This is a genomic window from Segatella copri (genome assembly GCF_026015625.1).
GTDB lineage: Bacteria > Bacteroidota > Bacteroidia > Bacteroidales > Bacteroidaceae > Prevotella > Prevotella copri_H.
Genome location: NZ_JAPDVG010000001.1, coordinates 3,506,927 through 3,527,551, shown reverse-complemented (window position 1 = coordinate 3,527,551; position 20,625 = coordinate 3,506,927). Strand labels below are relative to the sequence as shown.

Below are 20,625 nucleotides of genomic sequence, written 5' to 3'. Positions count from 1 at the left end.
TACCTAACTAGGTTACTCTTTTTAAGGAGCTATCCCTAGAAAGGTTACGGTGATGATATTCTTTCAAATGCAAAGATACACATTTTCAACTAATTAGAAGAATTTTCCCAAGGATTTTTCCACATTTTCTGCTGTGGCCCCGCTTGAGTATGTGCAACAGATGGTGTTTGATTACCGATACTCATATGCGGTCTTTCGTCGTTATAAAACGCAATAATCCTGGTCAGTTCCTTCTTACATACTTTACGAGTAGGAATTGTCATCCTATAAAGCCATTCCGTTTTTAAAATGCCGTTTGCACGTTCTGCTATGGCATTCTCCAAAGGATCTCCTGTTTGAGTCATACTTATTTGTGAGCCATGACTTTTTAGGATAGACACATAATTCTGACTGCAATACTGGCTTCCTCTGTCAGAGTGATGGATGAGTCCTTTTGCAGTTTCTTCATCAATGCTTTTATATGCCATTTTAAGCGCTTCTAATGGATATACAGTTTCTAATGTTGGACCAACAGCCCATCCAACGATTTTATGGGAATACAGGTCTGTTATAAGCGAGAGGTAGCACACACCTTCATTGGTTTCAACATAGGTGATGTCACTTGCCCAAATCTGGTTCGGATGGGTAGGAACTACTCCCTTAATCAAGTTTGGATATTTGCGGTAATTATGGTCGGAATCTGTTGTCTTATAGCGCCTACGGCGCTTTATACGCACCATGAGCCCATGCTTACGCAGCATCTCAATAAATGCGTCACGACCAGGGAAGCAGCCTGTATCCTCAAACATCTGTTTCAATATGGCATGCAACTTTACAGCTCCTAAGCCAGGATTTGACTTACGATACTCACGTGCCTTTTCAATGATGATAGACTCAATGACATCTTCAGCAAAGCCGTCAGAGACATTGCGCTTATTATATGCTTGCCGGGTGAAACCAAACAGCCCGCATAGAGTGCCTAAACCTTGACTCTGGCACTCTGTGCGGAGCAAGCTTACTGTTTGGTACCAGATTTTTTTCTCACAGGAATATTGAAGGTTTCTTCTGCGAGGTCAATCATGGTGGAGAATGCCTTAGAGCGAAGCTTCTCTAACTCCAAAGCCTTGCGGAGACGCTTAATCTCTGCATCTTTCTCTTTCAACTGTTCATTTGTTGTCTTTGCCATATCGTCACGGTTTTGGTCTTCTGGCGGCAAAGATAACAAATCTTTTTCATTTAAGAACTTATCCATCCAAGAAAATAGCACTGTACGACTGCTTATATAGTATTTCTTGATGATTTCTTCTGCTGGGAGCCCACTCTCCATATACTCTCGAACTATCATGATACGATCATCATCTGTAAAAGAGTAGCTATTCAACTCTACCTCACGGGTCTCAAACCAACCAGTGTCCTCATTATACACACGTTCAATTCTTGTCTTACGTTTCATTGTCACTTCTGTTTGTTCCTAAGTGACAACCTTTTTCAGGGAAGTACACATAGCTTTTCCGTAATGTCTTAGACGAACCGTTTTAAATTACGTCCTGATGCGGCATCTGATACGTCCCGACGTAACAACCGACGCGTCGCGATGTAGCGTAAGCTACGTCGCGACGCATTTTCAGCTACGTCCTGCCACCATCAAGTGAGTCTTCAGTATTACGGACTTATACCACAGTACCTTCTGCCCTGTTAAGGCATGTGGAGCTTACTTGCGAAAGTTCTGTAAAAAATAGTAGAGAAGAAAGTATTAGTTAAACCGCAGAAAAGTGTGAAATTCCGTTCATGTAATAGCAATTATGTTACAATGAACGGATTTTTTTATTCGATGAAATGATTTTTTAAGCCGCTGTTCAGACCTTTATGTACTTTTGCACCAGAAATCAAAACAATAATGCTAACAAAATTAAACGAATAAGGTTATGAACAACTTTTTCAATGGAAAGAGCGCAGCCATGATGCTTGCACTTTCATTAGTTAATGTTACAGCAGCTTTTGCACAGGATGATAATTCTAGTGCGAAGGAAGAGGGTAATCGTAATGTGATGCTCAATGCTGCCAGTGCGAATGGTCCTCGTGAGATTCAGATAGGTCTTCCATCTGCCGATGTCAATGTATTGGAGAATGGATTGCCTGTTACTTACGCAACCAATCCGCACTCTGTGAATACAATCTGGCGTGGCGATGCAAGTTTGAGCCATCAGGGTTTGCTCAAGATAGCTGAAACAGCCATCACTACCGGTAATATCGGTTATGCCGTGAACTCTTTCACCCAGAAGGGTCAGAAAGGTTTCAATGGTACTTTGAATTACAAGAGCAATCACTTCGGATTGCAGGAATTCTCTTTGAATATGAATGGCGACTTGGGAAGCGACTGGTACTACAGCTTTAATATGTATCAGGATTTCGACCCGGGAACCTTCAAGATCAAGTCAACTCCTTATCAGGACCGTACTCAGATTTACAAGGCGCTCCTCACCAAGAAGTATAACGGCAACCGTGGTGAATTTACCGCTATGTATAAGTATGCCAACAGTCATAATGTATATAACTATGCCACCCAGAGTGCTCCATTCATTTATGTAGGTGATGGAAGCGTGAAGGAGTATGGCAACTTCAAGCTCGGAACCACCTCTTATCTTCCTATTGATAATGAGATGACTTATCGCGATATGCGTACCGGCAAACTGGAGCAGACCTCTCTCTACGATGCCTGTCTGAACAAGACAAGCGAGGTAACCCTGATGAACAACTACCGTTTTAACAACGGTTTGAACTGGAAGGCTACCTTGAAGTACGATCACTCACGTGGTGCGATGGTTTACCAGTCACCAATGTCTATCATCGATTTGAAGAACGAGGCTAACAAGGGTGTATATAATTATATGTATCGTGATATCGATGGACAAACCAAGTCTTACGATGGTCAGTATGTGCAGACCCGTATGTCTTGCCTCAATTCCGGAACCATCGATGAGGCTCTCTTCACTACCGAACTCAGCAAGAAATTCAGAACTTCCACCTTCCGCCTTGGCGTGAACGAGTGGTTCTACCATATTGATTATTGCTCAAATACAACCATGTATGATCAGAGCGTTCCATCTGATGGCAGTTATGCGTTGCGTGTCTGGGATGCCAACCAGCGCAACAGCTATTTCTATGATTTCAACAAGAACGCATCTGAGTATTACAAGGGAAGCGAAAACAAACTGGCTCTCTACTTCACCCACGATTGGGACGTGACCAATAAGTTGAACCTCTACTATGGTGCACGTTTGGAGTGGCAGAAGCTGAAGGGTGAAAACGCAGCAGTGAAGAATGCAAACGGTGATTTTGTTGGTCGTTTCACAGATTACCATCTCGGTGCTACGGCAGCAGATGGAACTAAGATTGCACCAGCAGACTTGAGTTACAGCTGGTTGAACTACGATTTCTCTGTAGCAGCAACTTATAAGTTGACCGATAACTTCGGCTTCACTGGCGATTTCACTTACATTGTGCAGCATCCTAAGTTCGAGGCTTTTGCTCCAGCTACATTGCCAAATACAGGTAAGATTTCTGTGCCACTCGGTCGTGCAGGTATCTACTACAACAACTCTTGGCTGAGTTTGACATCGTTGTTCTCTTACATCTCAAAGACCAACAACAACTCAACTCTGAACCTGCAGCATGGCAGGGAGATCAAGGCTGCGCCAATGACTTACGATATCCAGACATGGGGTTGGACAACCGATGCTGTGGCTCATCCTTTCAAGGGATTCGATTTCCACTTCCTCTTCACTTATCAGAAGCCAACTTACAAGAAGTATGAAACCTGCATCACCTTCAGCGATGGCTATGTTGGCAACATCAATGCCACAGGTAATATCGTAGCCGAGATTCCTCAGATTCTCATCGAGTTGGATCCTAGCTACATGATTACCAAGGACATTAAGCTCTGGACCAGTTTCCGTTACTTCAGCAAGACCTACGCCAACATCAACGAGGCATATTACTTCAATGGTCACTGGGAGACTTTCGGAGGCTTGAACTGGCAGGCAACCAAGCGCTTGGCTCTCGGCTGCACCGTAGTCAACTTCCTCAACCAGACTGGTGCCAAGGGTAGTATCGCAGGTGCCGAGCTGATTACCAAGGATGAGGCCAAGGGAATCAAGAACCAGATAATGACGGGTAGCTATCTCCGTCCATTCACGGTAGAATTCACAGCTTCGCTGAAGTTCTAATTAGTTCAAACATAATAAGATAAGGCAGTACTATATTGTATAGTGCTGCCTTTTTCTTGTTTGGATTTTGAACTTTGGAGAAAACGCTGTTTTTCCATAATAAAATAGGTGAAAAGAGTGTTTTTATCAGTCATGATTAATAAAATAGAGGAGTTTTAGTGTTTGTCTTCCTAAAAACGTCCGTAAAAGAAAAGTTTTAGGAATCAATTCCTAAAACTTTCTAAATAATCGCACTTTTAGTATGTAGATTCCTAAAAAATATGTATATTTGCAGCGTGACATGTAAAAATACAAAAATGAAGAGAATAGAACGACATAACTATCTGCAAAAGCTGATAGCTTTCAAGGATAAAAAGCTTATCAAGGTGATAACAGGCATCCGCCGTTGTGGTAAATCGACCATTATGGAGATTTATCGTGACTGGCTGATAGCTCATGGAGTAATGCAAGAGCAAATCATCTATCTCAATTTTGAGGACTATGACTATTTTGAATTGCGAGACCCGAGAAAACTGTATTCTTATGTCAAACCTTTGATACAGCAAGATAAGATGACTTACATCTTTTTTGATGAGATACAGCATGTCACGGATTTTCCGGATATCATCAATAGTCTTAATTTGAAGCCAACAGTTGATTTATATGTGACGGGTTCGAATGCCTACATGCTTTCTAGCGAGATAGCTACACTCTTGTCTGGCAGGTATGTAGAGATTGCGATGCTTCCGTTGTCTTTCAAGGAGTATGCGGAAGGTATCGGTGGTACGGATCAACTTCCACAGACATATATAGAATATGTGAGCAAGAGCAGTTTCCCATATACATTGGAGTTGGATACGGCGAATGAGATTAGCGATTACTTGAATGCTGTTTACAATACGATAGTGGTAAAGGACATCATGAGTCGAAATAAACTTTCTGATGTGATGATGTTGGAGAGCGTGATACGTTTTACGGCAGATAATATCGGCAATATTCTCTCGACGAAACGTATTGCAGACTTGATGTCGGCTGATGGGCGAAAGATTGACCAAAAGACCGTGGAGAAATACCTGTCAACCCTTTGCGAGTCTTTCTTCTTGTATGAAGTGAAGCGATATAACATCAAGGGTAAGCAACTCCTCAAAACTTTGGGAAAATACTATCTGGTTGATATTGGTTTGCGACGTATGTTGCTTGGCTCTCGCTCTTTTGATGCAGGGCGCATTTTGGAAAATATCGTTTTTCTGGAACTCTTGCGTCGGCAGAAGAAAGTGTATATAGGCAAGATGGATAATTTGGAGGTTGATTTTGTTGCTATCGACGAGAATGACTTAACCTATTATCAGGTAGCTGCAACGGTAAGGGATGAGAAGACCTTGAAGCGCGAACTCGCTTCGCTTCAGCAAATCAAGGACCAATATCCCAAGTATATCTTGACGCTCGATGAAGACCCGACGGCAGATTATGATGGTATCAAGCGAATCAATGCGTTGAAATGGCTGATGGGGGAAGTATAGTCTTGTTGCCTCCAAGGAGATGTGAGGAAAAGAATCGTTCATGCACTGCAAAAGATGTTGCATGAACGATTTTTTGTATCGGATGAAACGAGATTTATATGATAATTCCTGCTTTATCCTTACCTTTGCAGCAGAATTTTAAACAATAACGCTAACAATTTAAAAAAGAAAAAATCATGAAATCCAATTCAATGATTACAAAGGCTGCCTGCCTCATGTTGATGGCATCAGCTACCACTTCTGCTTTTGCACAGAAGATGAACATCGAACACAAGGGTGATACTACTATCATCAAGGTGGAGAATCCTACCAAGTATCTTCTTCTCCCTATCCAGGAAGAGAAGGATGAGGCTCAGGTTTTGCTCGATACAGGTTCTAAGGATGATACCTGGATGGACGTTCGCCTGGCTCAGAATGGTTCTGATTACTATGTGCCTTTTGCTTTGGGCAAGGGTAAGACTGCTACAGTCAAGATTCTTGGTCTGAAGAAGGATGCTTTGGCACTCAACTTGCTCAAGCTCAGCGATACATTCGACACCACCAATACCGATTACTATCGCCCATCTTATCACTTCACTCCGCTCTATGGTTGGATGAACGACCCTAACGGAATGGTGTATAAGGATGGTGAGTATCATCTCTATTTCCAGTATAACCCATACGGAAGTAAGTGGGGCAATATGCACTGGGGACATGCCGTAAGCAAGGACCTCGTTCATTGGGAACACCTCGATCCAGCCATCGCCCGCGACCCTGTAGGTCATATCTTCTCTGGTAGTTCGGTTGTGGATAAGAAGAATACGGCAGGTTTCGGCAAGAATGCCATCATCGCCATCTATACCAACAACAGTAGTGTAAACCATGATGAGGTGCAGTGCATCGCTTATAGCAATGACAATGGTCGTACCTTTACCAAGTACGAGGGCAACCCAGTGTTGACTCCATTCGATGGCTTGAAGGACTTCCGTGACCCTAAGGTGTTCTGGTATGAGAAGGGAAAATGCTGGTATATGATTGTTTCTGCTGATAAGGAGACCCGCTTCTACAAGTCAAAGAATCTCAAGAAATGGACTTACGTGAGTGCCTTTGGTAAGGGTTTGGGTCAGCAGCCATGCCAGTATGAGTGCCCAGACTTCTTCCAGTTGCCTGTAAATGGTGATAAGAAGAAGATGAAGTGGGTGATGACCATGAATATCAATCCAGGTTGCTGGTTTGGTGGCAGTGCAACCGAGTATTTCGTAGGCGATTTCGATGGCAAAAAGTTTACTTGTCCTGATGCCCACGATGTGAAGTGGCTCGATTGGGGTAAGGATCACTATGCTACCGTTACCTTCTCAAACACAGGCGACCGAGTATTGGGTATCACCTGGATGAGCAACTGGCAGTATGCCAACCTTACTCCGTTCAAGCAGAATCGTGGTGCCAATGGTTTGCCTCGAGAGTTGAAGCTTTACGAGAAGAATGGCAAGTATTATATTTCAGAAGATGTAGCTCCTGAGGTTTATGCATTGCGTAAGGACACCAAGAATGTAGCAGATGCTTCTGTCGTCGGCGAAAAGATGCTTGCTGGTGTTGCTGCCAATATGGAGGGAGCTTTCGAGATTGAGGCTGATGTAACTCCAGATGCCAACGGCATTGCCGGTATTGAGATTTCTAACAACAAGCGTGAGCGTACCATGATCTACTTCGATATGAAGCAGGGCAAGGTAGTGATGGATAGAACAGAGAGCGGTTTGACCGATTTTGGCAAGCAGGCAGTTCCTCACGATATCGAGTTGGCTTGGGACAAGCAGCGTGCTGCAGAAGGCAAGGAGCCTGCCCGCATCGCCAACTCCATCAACTACAAGAACGATTTCGCCCTGGCTACCTGGGCTCCATTGAGTCTTTGCGAGGATGGCAAGAAGACCTATCATGTTGATATCTTCGTAGATAAGTCATCTGTAGAGCTCTTCGTAGATGGCGGTCGCATCGCCATGACCAACCTCGTCTTCCCTGTAGCTCCATACGAGAATGTGAAGCTCTACACTCAGGATGGCAAGGCTGAATTCAAGAATCTGAAGGTTCATAAACTTGGCTTGTAATCACGTAGATATTGTATGGTCGAATTGTAGGTTTAAATGTAAATAGTAATGAGTCGCAACCTGATAATATTTTAGGTTGCGACTCTTTTTTTTGGCTCAGGGGAGATTGTCCGTGGATAAAACAACCTCTGTTTCTTATTTACCGGTTTGCTGTTTCATTCCCTCAAAAAACTTTTGCTGCAATTGTTTGGCCAGTTGATTATCAGGGTTGAGTTTGAGAGCTTTCTCGTAATCCTGCATCACTTCCAGATAATAGCGTTGACCGTTTTGCTCTGGATTCTGTACGATGCGTACCATATAGAGAAAACCGCGAAGGGTACAGATGTCAGACGGGTCAGCATGTTTTATATTCTCCATCTTAGCAATAGTTTCTTCAGTCTCTTTTAGAAGATTCTCCGTTTGTGGAGCATGCGGATTCATCACGGAATAATTGAGACTTTGCAAAGCTATCTGAAACTTGGGCTGGATGCTATCAGGAAACATATCATCAATACGCTTCATCTCTGCAATACAATTAAGTATGCTCTCTGATGTCGGTTGCTGGAGTTTAGCAAGCGACTGTCCGATTAGTCCCTGCATTGTGGATTGCTGGGCATAGATAACTACAGATGTTGTCATGAAGAAGACAGACATCAATACGAATCGTTTAAAAGTTTGAAATGTCATATGCTTTATTATTTTTAAGTGAAACAAATATGCCTATATATAAAAATCTGTCTCTAGAAGGAACTATCGAACGTCCGTTAGTATCATATCCGAAAATATTTGTACGACCGAGGATGTTGTTCAGAGAAGAATAGATAATGACCTTGGGACTTAGCAGATAAGTAAGGTTTATATCTACGCTATTATAATGTGGTGTCTTGCCAATCAGGAAATGACGCCCGCTTGCATACGATTCTGTCAGTCCAATGATTGCTTTGCCGAATGAATATTTTGCTGTCAATCTCAGATTATGCCTTGAGGCGTAGTCAGGTATTCGCTCTTCTGTGTATTCGTGATAGAATCGCTTGGAATCGTTGTAGGAATATGAAAATGCTGTGGTCAGATGTTTGAAAAGCGAATGCTCTTCTACAAAAATGTCTATACCTTTACTCTTTCCATATCCTTTCGGTTGGTAAATACCCTTTTCCCATAAAGGCAATCGCTGATATTTTTTCCAGTAGGGTTCTATTCGTATGAGTGTACCAGGCGATTTATATTGTATGGATAGGATTGCATGATCTGCCGTACTTTGTCCAAGAGATTTCTTGTTTGTTGCAAGATAGTCATCTCCAGGAGTCTGGCTATATCGGCCGGTAGCGAATGAAAGCTGAAAATTCTTGTTGGGAATATAGCATAGTGTAGCCCTTGGCATAAACAGCCAGTTGGCATGAGTCATATATTCTGTCCTTGTCGAAATATTCAGGAACATATGGGGCATCATCCTCCATTGGACATCAATATGAGCAGCAAGAATATTATAATCCAACTTGTAGCAATCGTTTTCGTACTCCATGAGGCTGTTTCGCTGATAGTCCTCCATTCCTACCGATATTTTTAGTGCATCCGAGCAAATCTTGCGTATTTCTGTTTTCAGATGTATCTCATTTCTGAAGTTGTAATATCGGTCACCAGCAAACTTCGCATCTTCTATATCGTTGAATACCGATGAGTTTGCCATACCGCAAAAGAGCGTGTAGCCAGCACCCCACTGTGCTTTGTAGGTTGTGTTGGCATAGATATTATTCTCTTTGAGTGAAAGGTTTTGGTTGTCTATATGCTGTCCTACAGATGTAAAATCATAGCCAACGTATGTTTTCAATATTCCGGCATTTCGGAATTCATTCTTGTATTGTGATTCGCCTGACAGTTTTAGATATGGCTTGTTGAAATCAAGCCTTTCTGAAAATAGTTGATTGTAGATTCCCAAACTTGTCAGTGCGGCATTAAATGATAGGCTGCTGTGGGGATATGCCTTGGTGCCACCGATGTTCCAGTCAACCAATGATGCGCTGACTCCATATTTGTCACTTGTCGCAGCATCTGATGTTTCCATAGGGAGAACGGAGGAAAGTGCTTGTCCATATTCTCCGCTATATCCACCAAGAGAAAAGTTGATACCTTTAAATATAAAAGGAGAGAATCGTCCACGTACAGCAGTATTTTCTGTGTTTGTACTATATGGAACAAGGACGTGCATTCCGTTAACAAAAGTCTGGCATTCTTCGCTTTCTCCACCACGGACATAGAGTTTTCCATTTTCTCCCACTTTTTGAGTTCCAGGTAAAGTTTGCAGGGCTGCAACAATGTCTCCGCATGAATTACCTGCCATCACAACATCTAGGGCATCCATAGTCTTGAAGTTGTCACTTTTCCCGAAACTGTAAGTGCTGGCAGATATTACAACTTCTTGAATTGCCGTAGCTTTTTCTTTCATTTGGATAGAAAGATTACGTAGCTTGCTGGCATCTGCAGTCTGCATATATTCTTCAAAACCAATCATGGTAATCTTGATAGACGCTTCTCCAGTTTTTGATGTGGAAAAGGAAAACCTACCCAGAGAATCTGTCAGGCATCCATCAATCGTACCTATGATGAAAACATTGGCACCAGCAAGCGGTTCCTGACCGCTTTTTACCATGCCTGATATGATGGTCTGTGCAGCCAGGTTGCAGACTGAAGTCAGCAGCAATGCGATATGTATTATTCGATGTTTCATGCCGCAAAGATACTGCATGAAACTGGAGTTGCCAAATTCTTAGGATATACAACTAAAACTTATGATAGAAAGCTAGTTAAGATGCCGAATAACTAAGTTGAAGGACAAATAACTATGTAAGATAAGTCTTTAACTTGGGCACAAATCTTCGGGAAACGGGTATGATGTTTGTGCAATTTCCGAGAGTCAGTTGATAACCATTTGAGTTGCCTCGTGCCGAAGTGATATTATTCACATTGACAGCAAAAGAACGGTGACATTGGAAAATGTTCTCAAACTCTTTCAACTCTTCAAGAGCATGGGTTAGTGTTGTATGGATATCAACAGCAACAACATTACCTTCTTTTAGAAAACAGACGGATACATTGTTTTTCTGTGCTTCCATATAAAGTAGATCGTTGATGGCAATCGACAGATCGTTTCCTCTTACGTTAGTATCATGGATGGTAATAGATACTTCTTCCTGTTCCTTTGTTGTATTGCGTAACAACTCTTCCATTCTCTCTCGTAATGTTCTGTTGTATTGCATTCCGATAGATAATGTCGTAAGAAATATGCCTATGATAATAGTCCAATTAAGAAACAAGAGAAACAGACTGAATGTAATCGTATAATGAAACAAGTATGAGAATAGGAGGAAATTACCGAAGGCAATGATGAAAATCAGTCCGAGTATAGCTACTCCTTCATGCCAGATACGCCAGGGCTTGATAGTTTGATGCAAATACTTCAATATCGTTGCTGCGTATGTTATGTGGCATCCAAAAGTTACCAGTCCGAATAATGTAGCAACAAAGCATTTGTTACCTTGATATAAGCAGAGTCCAAATGGCTGCAGAAAATATAAAATTACCCAAATGATGAAGCCAAAGATGCTACTGTCTTTTAGCAAGTGTTTACTCTGTTTAAAAGGATATGTTCGAGTTAGAAACGACATGTTGAATCTGATTTATTTAATTAACGCAGCACTATCATTTATCTTCTTTATCAGGGTGTACCTAAGCTACTCTGTTGGTGCACCGGGATGCTTGCCATATCCAGACATTTTGTTTATTATCGTGCTGTAAAAATAAAACAAAGTTCTGAATGACACTGCAAAAGTACAAATAAAATTTGAGAAACGCACTTTTGGAGACGTTTATTTTGGTAATGAAGCATTTTCTTATGATGTCTCAGGACTTTTTATCACATTATTATTATATATATGCATCATCTTTCATGATAGCAAGAAACATCAATCCTACTCAGTTCGACCTCTCGGGAAGAAAAGTCCTTGTGCCACAAAAAGGACACATTTATATTATGGGCAACAAGAAAGTCGTATGGTAGGAACGTGTGTTTCGGATAAAATATAATAAAAGTCGCAGTTTGTAAACGCAAACTGTGGCTTTTTCGTTTTTTATGCTATCTTTGCACACATATAAGTTTTTAAAGATAGATTATGATGGAACTCCAAGTTAAACAAGTACCTTATGGGGTGGCAGATTTTGCTATGGTAATAGAGCAGAATCTATATTATGTGGATAAGACGATGTTTATCCCGGAGTTGGAGAAGCAGCCTCGCAATTACATGGATTACGGATGTTCTCCTCGTCAGATGATAGACCCGAATACCCGTACCGATTACGGCAAGATGAAGAAACTGTTGCAGTTTGACAAGCTTGATGGAGAGCGTAAGGGCATTATCCGCAAGATAGCAGAAGAGGAGCAGATTGTTACCCAGCTTTATGAGTCGTTTTCTGCGTATCAGATTCCAAAGGCAGAGATATTCCCAAGTCTTCTGTTCTATTATGGCATGTTGACCATCAAGGGTGTACTTCCCTGAAAAAGGTTGTCACTTAGGAACAAACAGAAGTGACAATGAAACGTAAGACAAGAATTGAACGTGTGTATAATGAGGACACTGGTTGGTTTGAGACCCGTGAGGTAGAGTTGAATAGCTACTCTTTTACAGATGATGATCGTATCATGATAGTTCGAGAGTATATGGAGAGTGGGCTCCCAGCAGAAGAAATCATCAAGAAATACTATATAAGCAGTCGTACAGTGCTATTTTCTTGGATGGATAAGTTCTTAAATGAAAAAGATTTGTTATCTTTGCCGCCAGAAGACCAAAACCGTGACGATATGGCAAAGACAACAAATGAACAGTTGAAAGAGAAAGATGCAGAGATTAAGCGTCTCCGCAAGGCTTTGGAGTTAGAGAAGCTTCGCTCTAAGGCATTCTCCACCATGATTGACCTCGCAGAAGAAACCTTCAATATTCCTGTGAGAAAAAAATCTGGTACCAAACAGTAAGCTTGCTCCGCACAGAGTGCCAGAGTCAAGGTTTAGGCACTCTATGCGGGCTGTTTGGTTTCACCCGGCAAGCATATAATAAGCGCAATGTCTCTGACGGCTTTGCTGAAGATGTCATTGAGTCTATCATCATTGAAAAGGCACGTGAGTATCGTAAGTCAAATCCTGGCTTAGGAGCTGTAAAGTTGCATGCCATATTGAAACAGATGTTTGAGGATACAGGCTGCTTCCCTGGTCGTGACGCATTTATTGAGATGCTGCGTAAGCATGGGCTCATGGTGCGTATAAAGCGCCGTAGGCGCTATAAGACAACAGATTCCGACCATAATTACCGCAAATATCCAAACTTGATTAAGGGAGTAGTTCCTACCCATCCGAACCAGATTTGGGCAAGTGACATCACCTATGTTGAAACCAATGAAGGTGTGTGCTACCTCTCGCTTATAACAGACCTGTATTCCCATAAAATCGTTGGATGGGCTGTTGGTCCAACATTAGAAACTGTATATCCATTAGAAGCGCTTAAAATGGCATATAAAAGCATTGATGAAGAAACTGCAAAAGGACTCATCCATCACTCTGACAGAGGAAGCCAGTATTGCAGTCAGAATTATGTGTCTATCCTAAAAAGTCATGGCTCACAAATAAGTATGACTCAAACAGGAGATCCTTTGGAGAATGCCATAGCAGAACGTGCAAACGGCATTTTAAAAACGGAATGGCTTTATAGGATGACAATTCCTACTCGTAAAGTATGTAAGAAGGAACTGACCAGGATTATTGCGTTTTATAACGACGAAAGACCGCATATGAGTATCGGTAATCAAACACCATCTGTTGCACATACTCAAGCGGGGCCACAGCAGAAAATGTGGAAAAATCCTTGGGAAAATTCTTCTAATTAGTTGAAAATGTGTATCTTTGCATTTGAAAGAATATCATCACCGTAACCTTTCTAGGGATAGCTCCTTAAAAAGAGTAACCTAGTTAGGTATAATGGGGATTCGCTGACAACCCATATAGTGATAAAATTAAAAATGCGTAACTCATTTAGTGATAAGAAAAATAGATAGTAACATATTTAGTTTAACCATCCTAAAGGTGACAACTTTTTCACGTATAAGACAATGGAATTCACCATGCATTGAACCGAATACTACAAAAAAACAATGGCAATAGCTAAGTATCGAACCGAAAACAAGTGTTTTTGCGCAATGCTTCCTGTCTTTTTGCCTCTAAAACACCTAAATATCGCTATTTTATGGCAATTATATGGCAGATAAAGCCCAAATACTGAGAATTGCCATAGCCTTAATATACTTATAATCTGACAGTTAGTTGTAAGATATGGCAATATGGCAATTCTTGCAAGAAAAAAAACAATCACAACAGACTAATAAGAACGTATCATGATGTACTTGAATTAGTGAGTACAAGTGCTTGAGTTTACGAGTACAAGTGCTTGAATCAGCTTACGAAAGTGGCTGAGTGAGCTTACTAAAGTAACTGAGTTAGCATATTCAATCGGCTTTGCAAGCTATCGGAGATGTCTCAATGAATTAACGGAGACGACTCAATAAGCTATCGATGACGACTCCGGAAACAGACACAGATAGCTTCGTTGGCTATCGTAAGTACTTTCATTGGCTAACGCAAGTACTTGCAATGACCAACGAAGCCTGTTTCAATAGGCAAAGAAATGACTCATACAAAAAACAGCGTTAAAAAACCATTGCATCAGATACAAGAATTCGTCCAACATAACATAAGCAATAGAGGATAAACGAAAAGCATGGGGGCTTCTGCAATGATTCAAAACATTTTTTTCACCAAAACGGCACAAATATCAAATATTTCCATTATCTTTGCAGAAAGAATAAGAAAGAAAGGAATCATTCATCATGGAACAATCTAAAAGAGTACCATACGGAGTATCTAATTTCGTCGATATTATCGAGCGAAACCAGTATTATGTCGATAAGACTATGTATCTGCCTTTGCTGGAAAAAGAGGCAGACGCTCTCTTCTTTATACGTCCTCGAAGATTCGGCAAGAGTTTGCTGATAAGCATGATGCGTGCTTATTACGACATCAGCATGACAGAAAGGTTCCAAGAACTTTTTGGCAACCTTTGGATTGGCTCCCATCCTACCCCACAGCAGGGCAAGTACCAAGTACTATACCTTGACTTCTCGAAGATAGGAGGCGGCATCAAGCTCTTGGAAGACCGATTCAATGACTATTGCGGTCAATGCGTGGATTTCTTTGTAGATACGCTTTACAAGGACTACTATACCCCAGAGGCTATCGCCAAGATAAAAGGCATCAACTATGCTTCGGGCAAATTGAACGCCCTCGCAATGGAGGCTCAGAAGAATGGTTATCAACTATTCCTCATCGTGGACGAATACGACAACTTCACCAACGTGGTGCTTAACGAGCACGGGGAAGATGTATATTGGGCATTGACCCATGCCAGCGGCTTCTATCGTGAGATTTTCAAGGTGTTCAAGGGCATGTTTGCCCGTATCTTCATGACTGGTGTAAGCCCTGTAACGCTCGATGACTTAACCAGCGGTTTCAACATCGGCTGGCATATCTCTACCAAGGCACCATTCAACCAGATGCTTGGTTTCTCCACAGAAGATGTAAGAGACCTATTCACTTACTACAAGAATTCAGGCGACTTACCAGCCGATACAGATGTAGAAGCTATTATCGAGGACATGAAACCTTGGTACGACAACTATTGTTTTTCAGAGGAGGCATTGAGAACCCAAAGCAAGGTATTCAACTGCGACATGGTACTATACTATCTCCGCAACTATATGGAGACTGGGGAAGCTCCACGCCAGATGATTGACCCTAACACCAAGACCGACTACAACAAGATGAAGAAGCTCCTCCAGCTCGACAAGTTGGACGGAGACCGAAAGGGTGTCATCATGACCATTGCGGAAAAAGGAGAAATTGTAGGAAACATCGAGGAATCATTCCCGGCAAAGGCATTGACAAATCCTGAGATATTCATCAGTTTATTGTTCTACTATGGTATGTTGACCATCAAGGATACTTTTGGAGATCAACTGATTTTGGGCATTCCTAATAATAATGTACGCAAACAATATTATAATTATCTGTTAGAGCAGTATCAAGAGGAGAAATACATCAATACCTCCAACCTCAAGACCATGTTTACCTATATGGCTTTTGAGGGCAAGTGGAAGGAATGCTTGGAGTATATGGCAAAAGCATACGCCGAAGTATCATCTGTTAGGGATGGCATAGAGGCAGAGCGCAACTTGCAAGGTTTCTTCATGGCATATTTCAGCCTCAACAATTATTACTATACTGCCCCAGAGTTGGAATTGAACCATGGTTATTGCGATTTCTTCCTCCTTCCAAACTTGACCCACTACCCTACGAAGCATAGTTATATCATCGAGCTAAAGGTATTGTCTAAGAAAGAATTCGATACTCTAACAGAAGATGGCAAGATGACTAAGGGTGCAAAGCAATGGCTTGATGCCGAGGAACAAATCAAGCGATATGCCAAAGCACCAAGAGTGGAGGCATTACGCCAAGGCACGACACTCCATAAGATTATCATGCAGTTCAAGGGATGGGAACTGGCGAGAATTGACGAAGTAAATGAAATATAAACACATAGAGAATGAATTCATGCCAAACTCGCATTATATTGCCAGTTTGCATAACAATGACAGAGCGAAAGATCATACATATCGACATGGATGCCTTCTTTGCTGCGGTAGAGCAAAGAGACAATCCGGAACTTCGGGGCAAACCGGTAGCGGTTGGCTTCGACGGACCTCGTGGTGTGGTTTCTACAGCCAGCTATGAGGCAAGGAAGTATGGCGTTCACTCGGCGCAATCCATCGCTCAAGCCAAGCAGCGCTGCCCTAACCTCATCATCGTGCCCTGCCGGCATGATTATTATGCTAAAATATCCCATCAGATACATCAGATATTCCAGGAATATACCGACCTCATCGAACCCATCTCCATTGATGAAGCCTTTCTTGATGTAACACAGAATAAGAAAGGGATAGAACTGGCGGTGGATATTGCCAAAGAAATCAAAACCCGTATCAAGGAGGCAACCGGACTCACCGCCTCGGCTGGCATCAGCTACTGCAAGTTTCTCGCCAAAGTGGCTTCTGATTACCGCAAGCCCGACGGCATCTGCACCATTCATCCCGACAAGGCACTCGATTTCATCGCCCAGCTTCCTGTAGAGGATTTCTGGGGCGTGGGCAAGAAAACACTGCAAAAGATGCATTTCATGGGTATCTTCAACGGAGCTGACCTGAGGAAAGTATCCGAAGAACATCTGGTAGAAGTGTTCGGAAAAGCCGGACACATCTTCTATGATTTCGCAAGGGGGATAGATGAACGACCTGTCATCACCTACCGGGAACGGAAATCGGTAGGCTGCGAACAGACTTTCCTGGAAGATATCTATCTAAAAACGGCTGTGATTATCGAACTGTATCATACCGTACTCGAACTGCTGGAGCGCATCGCCAAAAGCGGTTTCGAAGGAAGAACCCTGACGCTGAAGGTGAAGTTTGCCGATTTTACCCAGATAACACGAAGCATCTCACAAGAAAAGGTTCTGAAAAAGAAGGATGATATCTTGCCCCTGGCGAAGCGCTTACTTCAACAGGTAGATTACTCTTCAATCCATCCCATCCGTCTTATCGGTCTATCCGTAAGCAATGCAACATCCGAAGAAGCAAGGATGGAGGATAAAGAAAACAGTATACAAAAGCCTGAGTACAAAGAGCTTGAACTGGAATTTGAAGATTGGGAGACATAAAAGGAAAGCAGCTGACGACATTTTGCCCCCAGCTGCTTTCTCTCATTACTAGTTATTTCCCAAAACATTACCTACATCACCAGGTAACATTCCATACTCTTCCTTGAAACATTTTGTGAAGTAAGACGGCGCTGAGAAACCCACTTCATAGGCAACTTCTGACACACTCATGCTACGGGTTTCGAGCAAACGCCTAGCCTTGGCAAGGCGAGCCTTACGGAGTAAATCTACAACAGAAGAGCCAGTCATCGCCTTCACCTTGCGATAGAGCTGCACACGGCTTAAACCAATCTGCTGTCCCATATCCTCAACTCCAAACTCGCTATCAGAAAGATTCTTCTGGATAATGGCTTGAAGCTGCTTGAGGAACTGCTTGTCACGGTCTTCCAAATGAGACTCAGAAATCTCTTTCTCAGCCTCTTGAGCCCCCTGATAAAGATTCTTCAGAAGCTGACGCTGTCGCAGGAGATTCTCGATACGGGCGAGAAGCACCTTGCTGTGGAATGGTTTGGTAATATAGGAATCAGCGCCATGCTCATAACCCTCTGCGCGATGCTCCTCCAGGTTCTTCGCCGTAAGCATAATAACAGGGATATGAGAGGTAGCCGTATTCGTCTTCAGCTGTTCTGTCAACTCCAATCCGTCCATAACAGGCATCATCACATCGCAAATCACCAGGTCAGGCACCTCTTTCAAGGCGACAGCCAGACCCTCTTTACCATCAGCAGCCTCAAGAACAATATACTCATCCTGCAAAAGTGTACGCTCATACTGACGGATATCAGTATTATCATCAATAACCAGAACAGTAGGACGATTGGTATTCTCGCTTACCAACCGCTGAACTTTTCCACGACTTCTGTCTCCATCGTCAATATATTGCAAAACAGATTCATCTACAACATTCTTACCAGTTGATGCAGAAGCATTTACAGAGTTATCCACAATATCCACATCATTGTGGATAACTTGTGAATCACCCTCCTGCTCACGAGGAATGACAACGATAAAATCAGAGCCCTTTCCCAGTTCACTTTCTACCCTAGCCTCACCATGATGCAACTCTACAAATGATTTCACCAGAGCCAGACCGATACCCGTACCGCTGGCAGCACCCTTAGCCTGGAAGAAGCGTTCAAAGATCTTATCAGCCTCATCCTGCGAGATACCCTTGCCCGTATCTTTCACATCAAGACGGAGATTGGCACCTTCATCTTTCAACGATACAAAGATTTCGCCACCAGCAGGCGTATATTTCAAGGCATTGCTCAACAGATTGAACACGATACGGGAAATCTTCTCCTGATCGGCAATCATTTCATGGCTGCCTGTCAAGTCATCAACATCCAGATGCAGTCTGATCTGCTTGCGCTCGGCAGTAAGCTGGAAGTCGCCCACCCACATCGTCAAGGTTTTCACAATGTCGAAACGATAGAGTTTCAGTTCCATCTTACCATTCTGAATCTTACGGAAATCAAGAATGTTACTTACCAACTGTTGGAGAGCAAGGGCGTTACGCTGCACCATCTTCAAGAGTTCACGACTCTTTCCCTTGATGCCGGTATCTTCAAGAAGCATCTCTACCGGGTCGGCTATCAGGGTTAAAGGCGTGCGAAATTCATGACTGATATTAGTAAAGAATACCAGACGGGAATGAGTCAGCTCTAATACCTCCTCGTTCAGTCGCTTCATTTCCTCATTCTTCTCACCCAATTCAACATTCAGTCGCTTCAGTTCGCCATTTGTCTTAGCCAATTTTTCGTTCAGTCTCACTTTTATCATATAACCTCTGAAGATCAAAGCAGCTGCTGCGAGGCAAACAAAGAGGAACAGACACAGACCTATGAGCATGATTTTCTGTGAGTTATAATCAGACAGATACTGATCAACCTGTTTATGCAAAGCCTTCAGATTTCGCGCCTGGCGCTCGGCATCCCTAGCCTCCATCAAGGTGAGATCGGCATTTGCCTGGGTTATGATAGAAGTGCTCAGATAATTATCACGTTTATAAGGCTTATGCTTTAATATCTTCATGGCAAGCGCTATAACCTCATCACCCTTGGTAGGATAAAGATAAGAGGCTTCGAAAATACCATCGCGCACAAGTTCCAAACCGCCACCTTCGGTAGCCATGCCGTCTACTCCGGTATACTTATAGTTACGCTTTACCCTCATCTGGCGGGCAGCCACATAAGCTCCCCAGGCAAGACGGTCATTATGGGCAAAGACATAATCAAAGTCCTGTGTCTGTTGCAATATGCGTTTCATCGCCTGGATTCCACCCTCTTCTTTCCAGTTTCCTCCTTCGGAGGCTACAACTTGTAACCCTGAATAAGGCTTGATAGCATCCATAAAACCACGATGGCGCTCCAAAGCAGGCGAAGATCCCTCTAAGCCACTGATTTCAACGATGCGCCCTTTACCCTGAAGCTGCTGGGCGATAAAAGTGCCCATCGACTTACCTATCGTATAGTTATCGCAGCCGATAAATGCCGTATACTTATCAGAATTGGTCTTCCTGTCATAGAGAATCACAGGAATACCTTTATCGTAAGCACGCTCTACAGCCTTGGATATAGCACTCAGCTGATTAGGAGATACGATAAGCAAATCTACGCCCTCATCGACAAACCGGTTAATTTGCTTATTCTGCAACACATTATCATCGTTGGAAGAAGCCAGTTTCACGATAAGCGAATCGTTGAGATATTCGCCCATCTTGAGTTCATCATTCAGTTTATCACGCCAGATATCTTCCGAACACTGGGATACGCCAATGACATACTTCCTAGGCTGCTGAGCACAACCGGTCAGCAACACGATGATCGCTACATATATAATAAGGTGTAATTTTCGTTTCATACAGCTTATGCAAATTCTTTGTTTATAAAGAAGAGGCATTCAACAAATGCCTAAAAATAAAACTTACCGCTGCAAATATACAACTTTTTTTTTGTATTTTAGCCCCATTGGTCAGTTTTTTGCAAATAATTTATTCTGA

General features: G+C 42.5%; 13 protein-coding genes and 1 pseudogene. 8 read left to right on the top strand and 6 right to left on the bottom strand.

Annotated elements, in window-relative coordinates:
• Positions 1 to 89: 89 nt before the first annotated feature.
• Together ONT19_RS14625 and ONT19_RS14620 are read right to left on the bottom strand one after the other, a co-directional pair.
• The gene (locus tag ONT19_RS14625; protein WP_158577301.1) at positions 90 to 992 is read right to left on the bottom strand and encodes an IS3 family transposase; all 903 of its coding nucleotides are present in this window, start codon (positions 990 to 992) and stop codon (positions 90 to 92) included.
• Between the two features lie 2 nt (positions 993 to 994).
• Positions 995 to 1,432: a transposase gene (locus tag ONT19_RS14620; protein ID WP_089543290.1), complete on the bottom strand. Its 438-nt coding sequence runs from the start codon at positions 1,430 to 1,432 to the stop codon at positions 995 to 997.
• Between the two features lie 505 nt (positions 1,433 to 1,937).
• On the opposite strand from ONT19_RS14620, the gene ONT19_RS14615 reads away from it, so the two are divergent.
• The 3 genes from ONT19_RS14615 (at position 1,938) to ONT19_RS14605 (ending at position 7,785) form a co-directional block, all read left to right on the top strand.
• On the top strand, positions 1,938 to 4,205 hold the full coding sequence (locus ONT19_RS14615) for a TonB-dependent receptor (RefSeq protein ID WP_437183514.1): 2,268 nt from the start codon (positions 1,938 to 1,940) through the stop codon (positions 4,203 to 4,205).
• 296 nt (positions 4,206 to 4,501) lie between these two features.
• Positions 4,502 to 5,704, top strand: a complete 1,203-nt coding sequence (locus tag ONT19_RS14610) for an ATP-binding protein (protein ID WP_264953184.1) — start codon at positions 4,502 to 4,504, stop codon at positions 5,702 to 5,704.
• Positions 5,705 to 5,880: 176 nt separating this feature from the next.
• Positions 5,881 to 7,785, top strand: a complete 1,905-nt coding sequence (locus ONT19_RS14605; protein WP_437183513.1) for a GH32 C-terminal domain-containing protein — start codon at positions 5,881 to 5,883, stop codon at positions 7,783 to 7,785.
• 135 nt (positions 7,786 to 7,920) lie between these two features.
• Here ONT19_RS14605 and ONT19_RS14600 read toward each other — a convergent pair whose 3' ends face one another.
• The 3 genes from ONT19_RS14600 to ONT19_RS14590 form a co-directional block, all read right to left on the bottom strand.
• Complete coding sequence (locus tag ONT19_RS14600; RefSeq protein ID WP_264953183.1) at positions 7,921 to 8,451, bottom strand: hypothetical protein; 531 nt, start codon at positions 8,449 to 8,451, stop codon at positions 7,921 to 7,923.
• Positions 8,432 to 10,486, bottom strand: a complete 2,055-nt coding sequence (locus ONT19_RS14595) for a TonB-dependent receptor (protein ID WP_264953182.1) — start codon at positions 10,484 to 10,486, stop codon at positions 8,432 to 8,434. Before ONT19_RS14595 ends, ONT19_RS14600 begins: the two co-directional genes overlap by 20 nt.
• A gap of 112 nt (positions 10,487 to 10,598) precedes the next feature.
• Complete coding sequence (locus tag ONT19_RS14590; protein WP_181976471.1) at positions 10,599 to 10,985, bottom strand: LytTR family DNA-binding domain-containing protein; 387 nt, start codon at positions 10,983 to 10,985, stop codon at positions 10,599 to 10,601.
• Between the two features lie 978 nt (positions 10,986 to 11,963).
• On the opposite strand from ONT19_RS14590, the pseudogene ONT19_RS14585 reads away from it, so the two are divergent.
• From ONT19_RS14585 to dinB, 5 genes and pseudogenes are all read left to right on the top strand, one after another.
• Positions 11,964 to 12,293 (top strand): annotated as a pseudogene (locus ONT19_RS14585) (AAA family ATPase); the annotation flags it as partial.
• Positions 12,294 to 12,346: 53 nt separating this feature from the next.
• On the top strand, positions 12,347 to 12,784 hold the full coding sequence (locus ONT19_RS14580) for a transposase (RefSeq protein WP_089543290.1): 438 nt from the start codon (positions 12,347 to 12,349) through the stop codon (positions 12,782 to 12,784).
• A 2-nt stretch (positions 12,785 to 12,786) separates the two neighbouring features.
• Positions 12,787 to 13,689 carry an IS3 family transposase gene (locus ONT19_RS14575; RefSeq protein ID WP_158577301.1) on the top strand — a complete coding sequence of 301 codons (903 nt, stop codon included), beginning with the start codon at positions 12,787 to 12,789 and terminating at the stop codon, positions 13,687 to 13,689.
• A gap of 996 nt (positions 13,690 to 14,685) precedes the next feature.
• Positions 14,686 to 16,446, top strand: a complete 1,761-nt coding sequence (locus ONT19_RS14570; RefSeq protein ID WP_264953179.1) for an ATP-binding protein — start codon at positions 14,686 to 14,688, stop codon at positions 16,444 to 16,446.
• A gap of 56 nt (positions 16,447 to 16,502) precedes the next feature.
• Positions 16,503 to 17,624 carry a DNA polymerase IV gene (gene dinB, locus ONT19_RS14565; protein WP_264953178.1) on the top strand — a complete coding sequence of 374 codons (1,122 nt, stop codon included), beginning with the start codon at positions 16,503 to 16,505 and terminating at the stop codon, positions 17,622 to 17,624.
• Positions 17,625 to 17,672: 48 nt separating this feature from the next.
• On the opposite strand, the gene ONT19_RS14560 is transcribed toward dinB, so the two are convergent.
• Entirely contained in the window at positions 17,673 to 20,486 is a 2,814-nt protein-coding gene (locus ONT19_RS14560) for a hybrid sensor histidine kinase/response regulator transcription factor (RefSeq protein WP_264953177.1), read from the bottom strand.
• Positions 20,487 to 20,625: the final 139 nt, after the last annotated feature.

Excerpts from the sequence above, each read along its gene's own strand:
- ONT19_RS14620 (WP_089543290.1), bottom strand. The coding sequence starts at position 1,432 with ATGAAACGTAAGACAAGAATTGAACGTGTGTATAATGAGGACACTGGT.
- ONT19_RS14615 (WP_437183514.1), top strand. The coding sequence starts at position 1,938 with ATGATGCTTGCACTTTCATTAGTTAATGTTACAGCAGCTTTTGCACAG.
- ONT19_RS14610 (WP_264953184.1), top strand. The coding sequence starts at position 4,502 with ATGAAGAGAATAGAACGACATAACTATCTGCAAAAGCTGATAGCTTTC.
- ONT19_RS14605 (WP_437183513.1), top strand. The coding sequence starts at position 5,881 with ATGAAATCCAATTCAATGATTACAAAGGCTGCCTGCCTCATGTTGATG.
- ONT19_RS14600 (WP_264953183.1), bottom strand. The coding sequence starts at position 8,451 with ATGACATTTCAAACTTTTAAACGATTCGTATTGATGTCTGTCTTCTTC.
- ONT19_RS14595 (WP_264953182.1), bottom strand. The coding sequence starts at position 10,486 with ATGAAACATCGAATAATACATATCGCATTGCTGCTGACTTCAGTCTGC.
- ONT19_RS14590 (WP_181976471.1), bottom strand. The coding sequence starts at position 10,985 with ATGGAAGAGTTGTTACGCAATACAACAAAGGAACAGGAAGAAGTATCT.
- ONT19_RS14580 (WP_089543290.1), top strand. The coding sequence starts at position 12,347 with ATGAAACGTAAGACAAGAATTGAACGTGTGTATAATGAGGACACTGGT.
- ONT19_RS14570 (WP_264953179.1), top strand. The coding sequence starts at position 14,686 with ATGGAACAATCTAAAAGAGTACCATACGGAGTATCTAATTTCGTCGAT.
- dinB (WP_264953178.1), top strand. The coding sequence starts at position 16,503 with ATGACAGAGCGAAAGATCATACATATCGACATGGATGCCTTCTTTGCT.
- ONT19_RS14560 (WP_264953177.1), bottom strand. The coding sequence starts at position 20,486 with ATGAAACGAAAATTACACCTTATTATATATGTAGCGATCATCGTGTTG.